Origin of the sequence: Pseudomonas baltica (assembly GCF_014235765.1) — a bacterium.
Lineage (GTDB): Bacteria > Pseudomonadota > Gammaproteobacteria > Pseudomonadales > Pseudomonadaceae > Aquipseudomonas > Aquipseudomonas baltica.
The window spans coordinates 758,498-774,284 of record NZ_JACMYH010000001.1 but is presented as its reverse complement, the minus strand read 5'-3'; the positions used below and the strand labels follow the sequence as shown (position 1 = coordinate 774,284).

At 62.5% G+C, this 15,787-nt stretch carries 14 protein-coding genes; 9 read left to right on the top strand and 5 right to left on the bottom strand.

Translation table 11 applies throughout. From position 1 onward, the window contains the following. Positions 1 to 26: 26 nt before the first annotated feature. Together H7993_RS03515 and H7993_RS03510 are read right to left on the bottom strand one after the other, a co-directional pair. The gene (locus H7993_RS03515; protein WP_185793456.1) at positions 27 to 1,310 is read right to left on the bottom strand and encodes a glycosyltransferase; all 1,284 of its coding nucleotides are present in this window, start codon (positions 1,308 to 1,310) and stop codon (positions 27 to 29) included. A 76-nt stretch (positions 1,311 to 1,386) separates the two neighbouring features. Beyond that, on the bottom strand, positions 1,387 to 1,749 hold the full coding sequence (locus H7993_RS03510; protein ID WP_122476914.1) for a response regulator: 363 nt from the start codon (positions 1,747 to 1,749) through the stop codon (positions 1,387 to 1,389). Between the two features lie 270 nt (positions 1,750 to 2,019). Here H7993_RS03510 and H7993_RS03505 point away from each other — a divergent pair, with 270 nt between their 5' ends. The 5 genes from H7993_RS03505 to H7993_RS03485 all read left to right on the top strand — a co-directional run bounded on the left by H7993_RS03505 (position 2,020) and on the right by H7993_RS03485 (position 8,565). Then, complete coding sequence (locus tag H7993_RS03505; protein WP_185793455.1) at positions 2,020 to 5,505, top strand: response regulator; 3,486 nt, start codon at positions 2,020 to 2,022, stop codon at positions 5,503 to 5,505. Beyond that, positions 5,505 to 6,359 (top strand): CheR family methyltransferase, encoded by an 855-nt coding sequence (locus H7993_RS03500; protein ID WP_240998718.1) that lies wholly within the window; start codon positions 5,505 to 5,507, stop codon positions 6,357 to 6,359. Before H7993_RS03505 ends, H7993_RS03500 begins: the two co-directional genes overlap by 1 nt. Beyond that, positions 6,356 to 6,931, top strand: a complete 576-nt coding sequence (locus tag H7993_RS03495) for a chemotaxis protein CheB (RefSeq protein WP_185793454.1) — start codon at positions 6,356 to 6,358, stop codon at positions 6,929 to 6,931. The genes H7993_RS03500 and H7993_RS03495 overlap by 4 nt, the downstream gene beginning before the upstream one ends. Next, positions 6,925 to 8,106: a hybrid sensor histidine kinase/response regulator gene (locus H7993_RS03490; protein WP_185793453.1), complete on the top strand. Its 1,182-nt coding sequence runs from the start codon at positions 6,925 to 6,927 to the stop codon at positions 8,104 to 8,106. The genes H7993_RS03495 and H7993_RS03490 overlap by 7 nt, the downstream gene beginning before the upstream one ends. Positions 8,107 to 8,187: 81 nt before the next feature. After that, positions 8,188 to 8,565, top strand: coding sequence for a response regulator (locus H7993_RS03485; protein ID WP_122476920.1), 378 nt, complete (start codon positions 8,188 to 8,190; stop codon positions 8,563 to 8,565). Between the two features lie 79 nt (positions 8,566 to 8,644). On the opposite strand, the gene mltA is transcribed toward H7993_RS03485, so the two are convergent. Both mltA and H7993_RS03475 read right to left on the bottom strand, forming a co-directional pair. Next, complete coding sequence (gene mltA, locus H7993_RS03480; RefSeq protein ID WP_425311966.1) at positions 8,645 to 9,799, bottom strand: murein transglycosylase A; 1,155 nt, start codon at positions 9,797 to 9,799, stop codon at positions 8,645 to 8,647. Between the two features lie 287 nt (positions 9,800 to 10,086). After that, a complete protein-coding gene (locus H7993_RS03475; RefSeq protein WP_122476924.1) occupies positions 10,087 to 10,416 on the bottom strand; it encodes a hypothetical protein in 330 nt (109 codons plus the stop codon). Between the two features lie 533 nt (positions 10,417 to 10,949). On the opposite strand from H7993_RS03475, the gene H7993_RS03470 reads away from it, so the two are divergent. The 3 genes from H7993_RS03470 (at position 10,950) to H7993_RS03460 (ending at position 13,942) form a co-directional block, all read left to right on the top strand. After that, positions 10,950 to 12,221, top strand: coding sequence for a sensor histidine kinase (locus tag H7993_RS03470; RefSeq protein WP_185793451.1), 1,272 nt, complete (start codon positions 10,950 to 10,952; stop codon positions 12,219 to 12,221). Positions 12,222 to 12,495: 274 nt separating this feature from the next. Further along, positions 12,496 to 13,155, top strand: a complete 660-nt coding sequence (locus H7993_RS03465; RefSeq protein ID WP_122476930.1) for a TIGR04211 family SH3 domain-containing protein — start codon at positions 12,496 to 12,498, stop codon at positions 13,153 to 13,155. Between the two features lie 91 nt (positions 13,156 to 13,246). Next, positions 13,247 to 13,942, top strand: a complete 696-nt coding sequence (locus tag H7993_RS03460; protein ID WP_185793450.1) for a DUF533 domain-containing protein — start codon at positions 13,247 to 13,249, stop codon at positions 13,940 to 13,942. Between the two features lie 177 nt (positions 13,943 to 14,119). On the opposite strand, the gene xthA is transcribed toward H7993_RS03460, so the two are convergent. Continuing rightward, the gene (gene xthA / locus H7993_RS03455; protein ID WP_185793449.1) at positions 14,120 to 14,938 is read right to left on the bottom strand and encodes an exodeoxyribonuclease III; all 819 of its coding nucleotides are present in this window, start codon (positions 14,936 to 14,938) and stop codon (positions 14,120 to 14,122) included. 161 nt (positions 14,939 to 15,099) lie between these two features. Here xthA and H7993_RS03450 point away from each other — a divergent pair, with 161 nt between their 5' ends. After that, entirely contained in the window at positions 15,100 to 15,768 is a 669-nt protein-coding gene (locus H7993_RS03450) for an N-acetyltransferase (RefSeq protein WP_185793448.1), read from the top strand. Positions 15,769 to 15,787: the final 19 nt, after the last annotated feature.

Below are 15,787 nucleotides of genomic sequence, written 5' to 3'. Positions count from 1 at the left end.
GCGGGCCACAAAGTGCCAGCGGCCGCTTAGACCGATTGGTTCTTGGATTGGATCCATTGCGAGAAGTATTTCGTGCTCTTGTGCAGATGATGCCGGAGCATGCTGCCGGTGAAGTTTGCCCGGCGATGCTGCGCGAGGCTCTGGCTCAACTGTTGCAGACGCAGGATCAGGGCCTGAGCGTGTGGCTCGGTCGCATACTGGGCGCCCAGATGCTCATGGCACTGTTCATGGGCGGCTTGCCATTGATCCGCGTTTTCGTACAGCTCGACGGCCGCCTGCGCCAGCTCGTCTGCGCTGTGGCCTATCCGGCCCGGCCAGCGCTCGCCGGTACGCATGCCTTCGGCGCCCGTCGGGGTCGTGACGCTGGGCGTACCGCAGAGCATGGCATCGAGCAACTTGCCCTTGATGCCCGCGCCGAAACGCAGTGGCGCCAGTGCCACCCGTGCCTGACCCACCACCTGCAACGCATCCACTGCCCAACCCTTGACCAGGAAACCTTGGGCAGGGTTGTGCAGGGCCGTGGCCTTGGGCGGTGTGTAGGCGCCGTGCACGTGCAATTGCGCGCGCGGCAACTGCTTGCGAATGCGTGGCCAGACCTGCTGCTTCAGCCACAGCACGGCGTCCCAGTTAGGCGCGTGGCGAAAATTGCCGATGCAGACGAAGTGGGCTCTCTGCTCAAAGGTCAGTGCTGCGGTGGCTGGCGGCTCGACCATCAGCGGACAATCATGCAGCAGGCTGGCTGGCACGCCGAAGCGTTCGGTCAGCAGTTGCGTCTCGAACGGCGAGATCATCAAGCTCAAGTCGCAACGAAAGATGGCTGCCACTTCACGCTGGGTGATATCGGCGTCGCTCATGTGCGCGTAGAGCGTGTCCGGTGCTTCGGCGAACAATGCCGAGAAGTCGTTTTCGTCGTCACTTGCGTGCAGGCGCTGCTTGAGCAAACCCTGACGCGCGTCGCGCAGGCTCTGCAGGTCGCAGGTTTCCAGCACACGCACGGCCTGCGGGCAGTGCTGCTCGACCCGCCAACCGAATTGCTCTTCCATCATGAAGCGATCGAACAGGACCATGTCCGGCTGCAACTCCGCCACGAAGCGGTCGAAACTGTCGTCATTGAGCTCGATGGCTCGTTCGGCGATGCCCAGCGCTGCGAGGTCGGCTTTGTGCTCGCCGACCCTGGCGGGGCTGGCGAAGGTCACGTGCCAGCCTTGGGTCGTGAAGCACTGCAGCAACTGCATCATATGCCCGCCGGCCGCGGAAGAGGTGGGCTCGGGCCAGACATAGCCAATGACCAGGACGCGCTGAAAAGACATGGGGCAGACTCGGGGGCAAAAACCGGGCGCGCATTAGGCCATGATTACGCGCCGGGGTGTAGCGGCAGGCGCGGCTTCAGGCCGCCAGCATGCTCTTGACCTTGTCGCGCAACTGGTCGATGGAGAACGGCTTGCCGATCATGGCCATGCCCGCCGGAACGTCCAGCGCTTCGGCGTAGCCGCTGGCGAACAGCACCGGCAGTTCGGGACGCAAGGCGCGCGCCTCGACGGCCAACTCCTTGCCGTCCATGCCGGGCAGGCCCATGTCGGTCATCATCAGGTCGATGGTCTTGGCCGAATCGTTGAGGAAGGTCAGCGCCTGAGGACCGTCCTCGGCTTCCAGTACCTTGAACTCGAATTCCTCCAGCACGTCCACGATCAGCATGCGGACGATCGCATCGTCTTCGACGACAAGAATGGTTTTGGCGGTATCGGACATCGTTCGGATCCTGGTCGGCAAAGGGCGCAGACGGCGCCGAGCCGTCATGTCGCAGATAACGTTACGCCCCGAGGGCAACGAGCACCCGGGAAGCAGGGCGCCAATCATAAAGCATGGGTCGGGGTCAGGCCATGCTTGTGGAGGCATTAAACGAGACCATTCCCACGTTTAGATGTGAAAATTCTTACGAAGCATGAGGAAAAAACCTAACAAATTGACTGAATTGCGGCAAAATCCCCGACCTCGAATACAGGATCCGGGCCCAAGGACATGAACAAACCCTCTTCGATCGACGAGCAGAGCTTCCGTCGCCTGCTCAGTCGCAACGTTGGCTTGCCGCTGGGCGTGGGCGTGCTCAGCGTGGCCGTGTTCATTGCGATCATCGTTTACCTGCTGTCGGTGATCGACTGGGTCGAGCACACCGACCGGGTCATCAACAACGCCAACGAAGCGACCAAGCTGTCGATCGACATGGAAACCGGGATGCGGGGGTACCTGCTCTCGGGTGCCGAGGGCTACCTGGACCCCTATGAGCTGGCCAAGCCGCGCCTGGCCGCCGAGTTGCCAGCCTTGCAGGCCTTGGTGGCCGACAACCCGCGCCAGGTCGATCGCCTGACCCGCATCATGGCGCTGCAGAAGGACTGGCTCTCCTACGGCGAGGAGCTGATTTCGCTCAAGCGCGCCACCGGCGACTATTCCAGCGTGGTCCAGACCGGCCGCGGCAAGCGCCTGACCGACGCAATCCGCAAGGAATACGAAGGCTTCATTGCCATGGAGCAGCAACTGCGGGTGGAGCGCAGCGAAAACGTGTCGCGCACCATCTGGGCATCGGTCAGCCTTTATGTACTGTTCGTTCTGGTGGTCAGCGCCTTGCTGGCGTATTTCGGCCGACGCGACATGACCGAACTGTCGACCTCCTATGGCGGCAACCTGGCTGCCCTGCAAAAGGGTGCCAAGCGCCTGCAGGACCAGGCCTGGCTGCGCACCGGCCAGACTCAGCTGGCCGAGCAGTTGCTGGGCCAGCAGACCCTGCAGATGCTGGGCCGCAACATGCTGCAGTTCTTCGCCCAGTACCTGGGGTCGGTGGTCGCGGCGGTGTACATCCGCGAAGAGCACGGCAACCTGCGCCGTATCGCCTCGTACGGGTTCTCCCGCGAGCGTGAGGTGACGGACCAGTTGCTGATCAATGGCGAGGGTATTGCCGGCCAGGCCGTGCAGCGCAACCGGGTCATCCGCCTGGACGACGTGCCGGCCGATTACCTGCGTTTGAGCTCAGGCCTGGGCGAGGGCGCAGCCCGCAGCGTGCTGGTCATCCCGACCAGCGACAACGACCAGATCAACGCCGTGGTCGAGTTGGGTTTCCTGCGACCCCTGACCGACCGCGACCTGGAAATCGTCGAGCTGCTGGCCGACAACATCGGCACCGCCATCGAAGCGGCCCGCTACCGTCAGCGCCTGCAGGAAGTGCTCGCCGAAACCCAGCAGCTCAACGAAGAGCTGCAGGTGCAGCAGGAAGAGCTGAAAACCGCCAACGAAGAGCTCGAAGAACAGTCGCGGGTGCTCAAGGAGTCCCAGGCTTACCTGGAAACCCAGCAGGCGGAACTGGAGCAGACCAACGAGCAGCTGGCCGAACGCACCGATGCACTGGGCCAGCAGCGCGATGCGCTGGATCGCAAGAACCTGGAGCTCAACCAGGCCCAGGTACAGCTCGAGGAGCGTGCCGACGAGCTGCAGCGTTCGAGCCGCTACAAGTCCGAATTCCTCGCCAACATGTCCCATGAGTTGCGCACGCCACTCAACAGCTCGTTGATCCTGGCCAAGCTGCTGGCGGAAAACCCTCAGGAAAACCTGACCAGCGACCAGGTCAAGTTCGCCGAGTCGATCTACTCCGCGGGCAACGATCTGCTCAACCTGATCAACGACATCCTCGACATCTCCAAGGTCGAGGCAGGCAAGCTCGACCTGCGACCGGAGAACAGCAGCGTGCCGCGTCTGGTCGACGGCCTGCGCATGACCTTCGAGCCGCTGGCCGGGCAGAAGCACCTGGAACTGTCGGTGCAGATCCTTCCCGACGCACCCGCGATGTTGTACACCGATCGCCAGCGAGTTGAGCAGATTCTCAAGAACCTGCTGGCCAACGCGCTGAAGTTCACCGAGCAGGGCAGTGTCGAACTGTTGGTGTCCGGCCACGCCAACCAGGGCATCGCCTTCCAGATTCGCGACACCGGCATCGGTATCGCCGTCGACCAGCAGCAGGCCATCTTCGAGGCCTTCCGCCAGGCGGACGGGACCACCAACCGCCGCTACGGCGGCACTGGCCTGGGCCTGTCGATTTCCCGCGACCTGGCCAACATGCTCGGCGGCTACATCACCGTCAGCAGCGAGCTGGGCAAGGGCAGCACCTTTACTTTGGTATTGCCGCAACGCTACGAAGAAATCATCGAGGCACCGCGGCATGCGCCCCAGCCCATGGTGATCGCTGCGCAGCCGGTGTCCAACACCCCGGCCGTGCTCGAAGCGCCGCTCACCGTGGCGCGCTTTGCCGACGACCGCGATAAGGGCCCGTTCACCAAGCGCTGCATACTGGTGGTCGAGGATGAGCCGAACTTCGCGCGTATCCTCTACGACCTGGCGCATGAGCTGGACTACCACTGTCTGGTGGCCCACGCCGCCGATGAGGGCTTCGACCTGGCGGCGACCTTCGTGCCCGATGCGATCCTGCTCGACATGCGCCTGCCCGATCATTCCGGCCTGACCGTGCTGCAGCGCCTCAAGGAACTGGCCACAACGCGGCACATTCCCGTACACGTGATTTCGGTCGAGGACCGGGTCGAGGCGGCCATGCACATGGGCGCGATCGGCTATGCGGTCAAGCCGACCACCCGCGACGAACTCAAGGAAGTCTTCGGCCGCCTGGAAGCCAAGCTGACGCAAAAGCTCAAGCGCATTCTGCTGGTGGAAGACGATGACCTGCAGCGCGAGAGCATTTCCCTGCTGATCGGCGACGACGACATCGAGATCACTGCCGTGGGCTTTGCCCAGGAGGCGCTCGACCTGCTGCGCGACAACGTCTACGACTGCATGATCATCGACCTCAAGCTGCCCGACATGCTCGGCGGCGACCTGCTCAAGCGCATGTCCAACGAGGAGATCCGTGCGTTCCCGCCGGTCATTGTCTACACCGGGCGCAACCTCACCCGCGACGAAGAAGCCGAGCTGCTCAAGTACTCCCGTTCGATCATCATCAAGGGCGCGCGTTCGCCCGAGCGGCTGCTCGACGAAGTGACGCTGTTCCTGCACAAAGTCGAATCGCAGTTGTCCCATGAGCGGCAAAAGATGTTGAAAACCGCCCGCAGTCGCGACAAGGTCTTCGAGGGCCGCAAGATCCTCGTGGTAGACGACGACGTGCGCAATATCTTTGCCCTGACCAGTGCCCTTGAACACAAGGGCGCCATCGTTGAAGTAGGCCGTAACGGCCGAGAGGCAATCGAAAAGTTGAATCAGGTCGAGGACATCGATCTGGTGTTGATGGATGTGATGATGCCCGAGATGGATGGCTACGAGGCCACCCGCGAGATCCGCAAGGACCCGCGCTGGCGCAAGCTGCCGATCATCGCGGTCACTGCCAAGGCCATGAAAGACGATCAGGAACGCTGCCTGCAGGCCGGTTCCAACGACTATCTGGCCAAGCCCATCGACCTGGATCGTCTGTTCTCGCTGATCCGCGTGTGGTTGCCGCAACTGGAGCGCATGTAGTGAGTGATTCCCTGGCCGGCAAGCCCTCCCAGCCGGCTGCCGAGCGCAATATCGATATCGAGATCCGTTTGCTGATCGAGGCGATCTACCTCACCTACAGCTACGATTTCCGCGATTACTCGGGCGCGTCGGTGAAGCGTCGCATCCTGCACGCGCTGCGCCAGATGGAGTGCAGCAGCGTCTCGTCGTTGCAGGCTCGGGTGCTGCACGAGCCTACGGCGTTCATGGAGCTGCTGCAGTACCTGACGATTCCGGTAAGCGAGATGTTCCGTGACCCCGAGCACTTCCTGGCGCTGCGCCGTGAGGTGGTGCCGCTGCTCAAGACCTACCCATCGCTCAAGGTCTGGATCGCCGGGTGCAGCACCGGCGAAGAGGTCTACTCCATGGCCATTCTGCTGCGCGAGGAAGGTCTGCTCGACCGCACCATCATCTATGCCACCGATATCAACCCGACCTCCCTGGAAAAGGCCAAGCAAGGCATCTACTCCATGGAGAGCGTGCGCGCCTATACCCAGAGCTACCAGCGCGCCGGTGGCACCCGCTCGTTCGCCGACTACTACACCGCGGCCTACGGCAACGCCATCTTCGACAGCAGCCTGCGCGAGAACGTGACCTTCGCCGACCACAGCCTGGCCACCGACAGCGTGTTCTCCGAGACCCAGTTGGTGTCCTGCCGCAATGTGCTCATCTATTTCAACAAAGGCCTGCAGGACCGCGCCTTCGGGCTGTTCCACGAATCCCTGAGCCATCGCGGCTTTCTCATGCTCGGCAGCAAGGAAACCCTGGATTTCTCGGCCTACAGTTCGCGCTTCGAAACCCTGACGCGCCCCGAACGGATCTATCGCAAGTCATGAGTCGTTTCCAAGCGGTGGTGGTGGGCGCATCGGCCGGTGGCGTCGAGGCACTGCTGGGGGTGTACGGGCAGTTGCCGATGGATTTCAAGCTGCCGGTGCTGACCGTGCTGCACCTGCCGGACGAGCGTCACAGCCAGTTGGCGGAAGTGTTCGAAAGGCGCTTGAACCGGCCGGTGCGCCAGGCGCGTGACAAGGAGCCCATCGAACCCGGTATGTTCTACTTTGCCGGCCCCAGTTATCACCTGTCGGTCGAGCGCGATTTCAGCCTGTCGTTGAGCCAGGAGGAGCGGGTGCACTATTCGCGTCCAGCCATAGACTTTCTCTTCGATTCGGCCGCCGATGCCTATGGCAGCGGGTTGATCGGGGTATTGTTTACGGGGGCCAACGAAGACGGCGCGCGAGGTCTGGCCAGCATCAAACACAAAGGTGGCTTGACCATCGTCCAGGACCCCGCCGAGGCGCGGGTCGCGGTCATGCCGCAGGCGGCCATCCGCCTGCAGGCGCCTGATCACATTCTTTCACTCCACGGCATTGGCTGTCTGCTTGCCGAGCTGGAACGAAGCACATGCTAAGCAACGTCCAAGCAAAACTGTTGATCGTCGATGACCTGCCGGAGAACCTGCTGGCCCTGGAGGCGTTGATCGCCAGCCCCGGCCGCGAGGTGCACAAGGCACTCTCGGCCGACGAAGCTTTGTCGCTGCTGTTGCAGCACGAATTCGCCATGGCCATTCTCGATGTGCAGATGCCGTGCATGAACGGCTTCGAGCTGGCCGAGCTCATGCGCAGCACCGAGAAGACCAAGAACATTCCGATCGTGTTCGTCAGCGCCGCCGGGCGCGAGCTCAACTATGCCTTCAAGGGCTACGAAAGCGGCGCCGTGGATTTCCTCCACAAGCCGCTGGACATGCAGGCGGTGAAGAGCAAGGTCAGCGTGTTCGTCGACCTGTACCGCCAGCGCAAGACCCTCAAGGAACAGCTCGATGCGCTGGAGCGCTCGCGTCAGGAACAGGAGGTGCTGCTCAAGCGCCTGCAAGTGACCCAGAGCGAACTGGAGCATGCCGTGCGCATGCGCGACGACTTCATGTCGATCGTTTCCCACGAAGTGCGCACTCCGCTCAATGGGCTGATCCTGGAAACGCAACTGCGCAAACTGCACCTGGCGCGCGATAACGCCGATGCCTTCACCCTCGACAAGATGCGCGCCATGGTCGAACGCGACGAGCGCCAGATAAAGAGCCTGATCCGCTTGATCGAGGACATGCTCGATGTGTCGCGCATCCGCACCGGCAAGCTGTCCATCCGTCCTGCCCAGTTCGATCTGGCGCAACTGGTGCGCAATCTGGTCGACAGTTTTGCGCCTCAGGTGGCTGCCGCCGACTGCACCATCAGCCTGCGTGCGGATGAGCCGGTGCTGGGCATCTGGGACGAGTTCCGCATCGAGCAAGTGGTCAGCAACCTGATCTCCAATGCCTTGCGCTACGGTGGCAAGGGGCCGGTGGAGGTCACGGTGTACGGGCACAACGGCTGGGCGCGCGTGGAAGTGCGGGACCATGGCATCGGTATCAGCAAGGAAAACCAGCTGCGCATCTTTCAGCAATTCGAGCGGGTGTCGGGCAGCAACGTGGTAGCGGGCCTGGGCCTGGGCCTGTTCATTTCCGAGCAGATCGTGGCGGCCCACGGCGGGCGCATCGAAGTCGACAGCGCCCTGGGCGACGGCGCGACGTTCCGGGTCAGCCTGCCGCTTTAGGAATAAGCGCACTCACACGCAACCTCTGTCGCAGGTCATGGTCGTAATGGCAGCGAAACATATAAGTACATAGGCTTCCCCATGAGTGAAGATGCACAAGATGTCGTTCTCATCGTAGAGGACGAACCGTTGATATTGATGGTCCTGGCAGACTACTTGTCCGGCCTGGGCTATCGCGTCCTGAAAGCCGAGAATGGCGAGCAGGCACTGGAAATTCTGTCGACCAAGCCGCACCTGGACCTGATGGTCACCGACTATCGTCTGCCCGGTGGCATTTCCGGGGTGAAGATCGCCGAGCCCGCCGTATTGCTGCGGCCCGACCTGAAGGTGATATTCATCAGTGGCTATCCGGCGGAAATCCTCGAAACCAACAGCCCGATCGCGCGCAAGGCACCGATCCTGGCCAAGCCGTTCGACCTGGATACGCTGCACGAGCAGATCCAGGAACTGCTGGCCTGAACGAGCAGGGCGCCTGGCCTGAAGGTCAGGTGCCCTGTTTGTTTGCAGGCATTTTGTTTGTAGGCATTCGCCGTCTGCTTCAGGGGGTTGGCAATGCGGCCCCTTTGGGCCAGAGCAACCACACCTGACCTTCCTGCTTCATGTTGCCGGCCAGCTCGCCGGCTTCTGCTCCCGTCCCCCAGAACAGATCGGCACGCACTTCGCCGGCAATGGCGCCACCGGTGTCCTGCGCGGCCACTGGGCGAACGACCGGGGTGCCGTCCGGGCGCGTGGTCGAGAGCCATAACAGGCTACCCAACGGGATCACCTTGCGATCGATCGCCACGCTGTAGCCTGCGGTAAGGGGCACGTTGAGCGAGCCACGCGGCCCTTCGTTGCTGTCCGGCCGAAGGCTGAAGAACACGTAGCTCGGATTGCTGGCGAGCAGTTCCGGTACGCGCTGGGGGTTGGCCACGGCCCAGTCTCGGATGCGGCCCATGCTCACTTCTTCTTTCTTCAGCAGGCCCTGGTCCACCAGCCAGCGGCCGACCGGGCGGTAGGGGTGGCCGTTCTGGTCAGCGTAGCCGACGCGCAGTTGCCGACCGTTGTCCAGCTGCAGGCGCCCCGAACCTTGAATCTGCAGGAACTGCAGGTCCATGGGGTCGCGCATCCACGCCACCACGGGCGCGTTGTCGATGCCCTGACGCTGGATGGTGGCCGCGTCGTCATAGGGACGCAGCACCTGGCCGTCGAGCCGCCCGCGCAGGCGCTTGCCTTTGAGTTCGGGGTAAAGGCTGTCCAACTGCACGCTGATCATGTCTGCCGGTACGCCGTAGACAGGTACCGGATGCCCTGCGTCGGCCTTGAGGCTGCCGGGATAGACAGGCTCGTAGTAGCCAGTGATCAGGCCGTGTTCGCCTTTTTCCGCAGAGCGCAGGCCGTAGACCTGCAGTTGTGCCTGAAGGAAGGTGCGGATCGCGGTGGGAGCAGTGTCCACCGCTTGCGCCGAGGCGCAGGTGGCGCCCCAGATCGCATCCTTGGCCAGCCGCTGGCAAGCCGAGCGCCAGGCAGTGAAGCCGGCCTGCAGGTCGCTGTCGCTGACCTTGGGCAAATCATCCCAGGTGGCCGGTGCGTAGGTGGCGACGGGTTGTGTGGGTGGCACGGGCTTGTTGTCGTTGTCGCAGGCGGACAACAGCGCCAGCGCCGGCACGACGCCGATGAGCAGGCGTCGCCAGGGGAAACGGAAATGGGTCACGCAACGCATCCTGATAGCGAGAAGAGGCGGCTACTTTGGATAAACCCACCCCCAACGTCAAATCCATGCGGCGAACAGGTATGCAGCGGTGGCCGCCGACGCGGCTCGCGCCGCTGCTAAAGAATGACACCATCCCCTGTAGCAGCGGTGCAAGCCGCGTCTGGCTTGATGCGGTTGTACAGGCTTACTGTGTTGCCGCCGACGCGGCTTGCGCCGCTGCTACAGAACCTCATCTCCTGTAGCAGCGGCGCGAGCCGCGTCCGGCTTGATGCGCTTGTCCACCTGCATCAGCAATAGCTGGCAATCCGACGTACCTGGCCCTGTCCCTGGCCCAGGGTCCACTCGCGATTGAGGGTCTGGAACACATCGTTGACGAACTGCCGATCGGCCGCCGCTTTCTTGCCGACGTAGCCCTTGCCGCGGCGGTAGATCGGCATGCGCGCGCGCAGTTCGGGATGGCTGCGCTCGAAATCCTCGCCGTCGGCGTCATTGGCGAGGGCGTCGATATGTACATCGCCCCGCTGGCAGACCCAAAGAATGTGGTCGTCGAGGCTGTCACGGCCGGCTGCCAGAATGCGGGCGAGCTGGTCAACGGTGGGCTGCTGGTTCAGGTTCATGTGTATGCTCCTTGAGCTCTGTGTGATCTGTCAGGTTGTGGTCCCCAACACGGGTCGGCAGATACGCTTCACGTGTTGTCCGTCTAGGTCAGTACTGGCTCGAGCTCGATGTGTAGTGCTTGAAACCATCACTACATGAAAGCCATGGCGTTCAGGTTGCACCTACCCGCGGGGTACGCGGATCACATCGGAGTGACTCGATGGCTCATCGAGCAGGACTGGTTTCGCCTCTGCTCTGTTCCCGATCAGGGAGACGGCCTCATCATGCAAGTCACAACGAGTCGCGTCAATGAATATGTAGTGCTTTCTTATCAGCACTACATATTTTATTTATGACCTGCAAGTCACGCATTCCGGCCTGCTTCACCGCACATGGATCCTGTCGCGCGGTGTTTGCAATCCGCAGCTCAGCGCCTTGCCCTTGCTCAGGCCCACGAAAGCCCCGGCAAGGCTTGATTGTTCGAGCGTCTCCCATAATCATGCTCGGCCCGAGCGCAGAAGGTGCGTCCTGTGCAAGTACCCAGTGGAGCCGTATGGAGTTCAAGCAGAGTCTGAGTCGACGGATCGTCATCGTGTTTGCCTTGATGAGCGCTTTCGTCGCCGGCGTATTCGCTGTGGGTATCGTGGCTACCGTGCATCTGGTGGAGCGCAAGCTGACGACCATGAGTTTGAGCGGCAACATGCATCGCCTGCTGTTGGTCGACAATGCGGACGATTGGCGCCACCGCCCCGAGAAAGACGAGCTGTTCTACATCGAGGGTGGCAACGGCGACCTGAGCATGCCCAACGAGCTCAAGACCCTGCCGATCGGTTTCCAGAAGCTCACGCTCGGGCCGCGCACCTACTACGCCATGGTCGCCCGCGTCGACAATCGCCAGTACGTATTGCTGCGTGACCAGGAGGGTATGGAACAGCGTGCCAATGTGCTGTTCATCGTGGTAGGCGCTGGCTTTCTGCTGAGCATCGCCCTGGCGATCATGCTGGGCGGACTCCTGGCCCGCCGGGTGATGGCGCCGGTCGTGCGGCTGGCCCGGCAGGTGCGCCATCGCGACAAGATGCTCGGCCTGGCTCCGCCGCTGTCGCCCGATTACACCGACGATGAAGTCGGCGAACTGGCGCGCTCCTTCGATGAAACGCTGAGCAAGCTGCGCGCGGCGCTCAATCGCGAGCAGATGTTCACCAGCGACGTGAGCCACGAATTGCGCACGCCGTTGATGATTCTCGCCAGTTCCTGCGACCTGCTGCTGGCCACCGAACTGGATGAGCGCTCGCACCGTCAAGTGGCGCGGATTGCACGGGCCACCGACGGCATGAGCCAACTGGTTGAAACGTTCCTGTTGCTGGCACGCGACCGCGATGCGGCTAGCCATGGCAATCCTTCTGCCACCTTGCGCCGGACCGCCGACGAACTGGTCGAGATCTGGGGGCGCCAGATAGAGGCCAAGGGCCTTGAATTCATCTATGTGGCCGACAACCATTCGAGCGAGGTCTACAACCATGCATTCCTGCATTCGGTAATGGGCAACCTGCTGCGCAACGCATGGCACTACACCGACACCGGGTTCGTGCGCCTGACCCTGACCGAAACCGGGTTCCACGTGGAGGACAGCGGTATCGGCATTCCAGAGGAAAAGCGCAACGCCATGTTTCAGCCATTCGTGCGCGGGGACGAGCAGCGCGGCGAGGGCCTGGGCCTGGGCTTGTCCCTGGTGCAGCGCATCTGTGTCAACCAGGGCTGGCACGTGAGCCTGAGCAGTCGCGAGCCCCATGGGTGTTTTTTTGCCGTGCAACTGGGCGACGCCTAGCGCCGGAACACGCTCGACCCGTGCGCCCAGTCACAGTCTTTTTGTGAACCTTGCCACCTTTTTGTGGTCTTTCAGCTGGCGGCTTGAACCGACGGCATGCCGGGCAATAGGCCCAGGAGGGGCTTTTCATCGCCTCTCTTCGCAAGTAGTAGCCACCCGTAGCGGTAGTAGCGACAGGCACGACCGGTGCAGGCCCAGCCCGCGGGACATTGTTGTCCGGCTTTCGAATGGTCCGTTCATCGGGGCCTTTTTTCTTATTCATGTGAAGATCGCCATGCCCTCATCTCAACGTCTTTCTACCGTATTCAGCCGCACCCGCCTGGTTGCCACCGGCCTGTTCACCGGGCTGTTGTTCACTGTCGGCCCTGCGCATGGCGAAGAAGCACCCGACACCAGCCGCTGGGTCAGCGACAACCTCAGTACCTTCGTGCGCAGCGGCCCGACCGATGGCTATCGCATCGTCGGCAGCTTGAAGTCCGGTCAGAAAGTCGAATTGCTTTCCACTCAGGGTGACTACAGCCAGGTGCGCGGCGAGGGTGGTTCCAGTGTCTGGATCCCCAGCAGCGACCTGCAACCCACCCCCGGCCCTGCCGAACACGTTCCGCTGCTGACCCAGCAGGTGGCCGATCTGAGCGGCAAGCTGCAGTCCATCGATGACAGCTGGAAGAACCGAGTCCAGGGCATGCAGGAAACCCTTGATGCGCGCAAGAAGTTGATCGACGAGCTGGAAGCGCGCAGCAAGGCGCTGAACGCCGAGCTCAGCGATGCCCAGTCCGAATTGCGCAGCACCCAGGCGAAGTTGGGTGATGAAAACAAGCACGTCATGATGAGCTACATGGTCTATGGCGGCAGCATTGCCGGTGCTGGTTTGCTGGCCGGGCTGATCCTGCCGATGATGACGCGTGGTCGCAAGCGTAACGATCGCTGGTTCTGAGGGCGGCGCCTACAGGTTGCGCTGAACCCGCCCGACCGCTCGATGATCTATGGTGTTGCACTCCATATCGCCACACAGAGAGAGCCTTGCCATGAATACCAGTGATCTACTTGAACAACTGCTGCGCGGTCGCAGCGGACAATCCTCGGCCGGCCAGCCTGGCGCTGCCAAAGGGCAGGGCGGACTGGGCGGTTTGCTGGGCGGACTACTCGGTGGCGGCCGCGGCGCATCGGGCGGCGCCGGGCTGGGTGGGCTCGGCGGTTTGCTGGGTGGCATGCTGGGCGGAAGCGGGGGCAGTCGTTCCGGTTCGAGCAAGTACGCTGCCATGGCGTCGTTGGCAATGATGGCTTACAAGGCCTATCAGACCTGGCAGCAACAGCAGGCAGCCGCACCCCAGCAAGCGTTGCGCACAATCGATCAGCTGTCCGACTCCGAGGTGGAAGGCCACAGCCATGCGATTCTGCGGGCGTTGATTGCCGCGGCCAAGGCCGATGGCCGAGTGGATGCACAAGAGGAAGCCGCGATTCGCGCCGAATTGACCGAGCATGCCGAGGATGCGCAGTTGCAGCAGTGGCTGGACGCAGAATTGGCGCGGCCGCTGGACGCGCAAGAGCTGGCCAGTGCCGCCGATGGCCCGGCGATGGCAGCAGAGATGTACCTCGCCAGCGTGATGCTCATGGGTCAGCAGGATGCCGGCGAGCGGGCCTGGCTCGACCAACTGGCAGCCGCCCTGAACCTGGCCCCGGAACTTCGCGCCCAGCTCGATCAGCAGGCCAAGACGCAATAACCCCCACCTCAAAAGCCGTACGGCGATGCTGCAGGCCAATCCCATGCACCGCCGACGCGGCTCGCGCCGCTGCTACAAACACCGCACCCCCAACGCCCAGCAACCCAGCAAACGCACGCAACCCTGTAGCAGCGGCGCAAGCCGCGTCCGGGCGCAGCGCCAATCCGCGTACGGTCGTTACAAGGGCCCCAATTCCAACCAGATCGGGGCATGGTCCGAAGGTTTTTCCATGGCGCGCAGGTCGTAGTCGATACCGGCGGCCCGAACCTGCGGCAGCAGCCCGCGGGATGCCAAAATCACATCGATGCGCAGGCCGCGCTTGGGCTGGTCTTCGAAGCCGCGGCTGCGATAATCGAACCAGCTGAACCGGTCGGCCACTTCCGGGTGCAGATGGCGGAAGCTATCGACCAAGCCCCAGTCCTGCAACCGTTGCATCCATTCGCGTTCTTCGGGCAAGAAGCTGCACTTGCCCGTCTTCAGCCAACGCTTGGCGTTGTCCGCCCCGATACCAATGTCGCAATCCTGGGGCGAAATGTTCACATCGCCCATCACGATCAATGGCTGATCGTTGCTGAATCCGCTTTCCAGCAAGCTCTGCAGGTCGCTGTAGAAGCGTCGTTTGGCGGGAAACTTGGTCGGGTGATCGCGGCTTTCACCTTGCGGGAAGTAGCCGTTCATCACCGTGACGACCTGGCCTTGGGCATCGGCGAATGTGCCACGGATGAAGCGGCGTTGAGCGTCGTCTTCGTCATCGGCGAAGCCTTTGTCGATACTCAGCGGGGCGGCGCGAGAAAGCAGCGCAACCCCGTAGTGCCCTTTCTGCCCATGAAAGTGCACGTGATAGCCCAGCGCCTCGACCTCGGCCTGCGGAAACTGCTCGTCCGACACCTTGGTTTCCTGCAGGCCGATCACATCGGGCTGGTGCTTGTCGATCAAGGCCGCCAGCTGATGCGGGCGGGCGCGCAAGCCGTTGATGTTGAACGAGACGATTTTCATGGTCGCGGATCCTGGCAAATGCGCGATGCTAACGAAGTGTGGCGCAAGCGACCAGCGCGGCGGCGTGCAATCCAGCGTGACTTGCCTGCGCCAGGCACGGAACCCCTGCCGCCGCGCATCGTCCATTGACTACTCGTTGCACTCGCCAAGGACAGACCTCCATGCTCCAGACCTCGACCACCGCTGCAGAAGTACGTCAGCTTGATGGTGGTTACGCTCGGGAAACCCGTGCGCTGCTCTATCAGACCTACCTGCTGGACCCGACCTTTGCCTACCTGTTCGAAGCCGATCGTCCTGGGTTCGAACGCCGCGTGCGTTCCACGGTGCGGCAACTGGTCAATCAGCACTTCCTCCAGGACCTACCGGCGCTGGGCCTGTTCTTCAATGACCGTCTAGCCGGCGTTGCGCTGGTAGCGCCGCCCCAGCGTCGCCTGGGCATTACCGAGAGCTGGGCCTGGCAATGGCGGATGATGCTGGGCACCGGCGTGGAAGGTACCCGCCGTTATCTTGAATACCATCACGCCGTGCAGCATTGCCTGCCTTCGGATGCGGTGCATGTGCTGCCGCTGATGGGGCTGCATCCCGATTACCAGGGCCCTGAACTGGCTGAGCAACTGCTGACGGCGGTACACAACTGGTGCGCCCAGGACCCGACGTCCGAAGGCGTGGTGTTGGACACCGGCAATCCGCGCTATCTGGCGTTCTTCGAACGGCAAGGCTATACCCAGATCGGCGAAGTGCCATTGGGTCCGGTGGTCGAGTACGTGTTCTTCCATCCCAGCCCTGAAACGGTCCGCAGTTCTGAAACAGTCGGTTACGCACAAGGCTGAACTCCAGTCATCCACGACG

Bases quoted from the DNA above. Each gene is read 5' to 3' on its own strand.
- H7993_RS03475 (WP_122476924.1), bottom strand. From the start codon at position 10,416: ATGAACCTGAACCAGCAGCCCACCGTTGACCAGCTCGCCCGCATTCTG.
- H7993_RS03460 (WP_185793450.1), top strand. From the start codon at position 13,247: ATGAATACCAGTGATCTACTTGAACAACTGCTGCGCGGTCGCAGCGGA.
- xthA (WP_185793449.1), bottom strand. From the start codon at position 14,938: ATGAAAATCGTCTCGTTCAACATCAACGGCTTGCGCGCCCGCCCGCAT.
- H7993_RS03505 (WP_185793455.1), top strand. From the start codon at position 2,020: ATGAACAAACCCTCTTCGATCGACGAGCAGAGCTTCCGTCGCCTGCTC.
- H7993_RS03450 (WP_185793448.1), top strand. From the start codon at position 15,100: ATGCTCCAGACCTCGACCACCGCTGCAGAAGTACGTCAGCTTGATGGT.
- H7993_RS03515 (WP_185793456.1), bottom strand. From the start codon at position 1,310: ATGTCTTTTCAGCGCGTCCTGGTCATTGGCTATGTCTGGCCCGAGCCC.
- H7993_RS03485 (WP_122476920.1), top strand. From the start codon at position 8,188: ATGAGTGAAGATGCACAAGATGTCGTTCTCATCGTAGAGGACGAACCG.
- H7993_RS03465 (WP_122476930.1), top strand. From the start codon at position 12,496: ATGCCCTCATCTCAACGTCTTTCTACCGTATTCAGCCGCACCCGCCTG.
- H7993_RS03470 (WP_185793451.1), top strand. From the start codon at position 10,950: ATGGAGTTCAAGCAGAGTCTGAGTCGACGGATCGTCATCGTGTTTGCC.
- H7993_RS03510 (WP_122476914.1), bottom strand. From the start codon at position 1,749: ATGTCCGATACCGCCAAAACCATTCTTGTCGTCGAAGACGATGCGATC.
- H7993_RS03490 (WP_185793453.1), top strand. From the start codon at position 6,925: ATGCTAAGCAACGTCCAAGCAAAACTGTTGATCGTCGATGACCTGCCG.
- H7993_RS03495 (WP_185793454.1), top strand. From the start codon at position 6,356: ATGAGTCGTTTCCAAGCGGTGGTGGTGGGCGCATCGGCCGGTGGCGTC.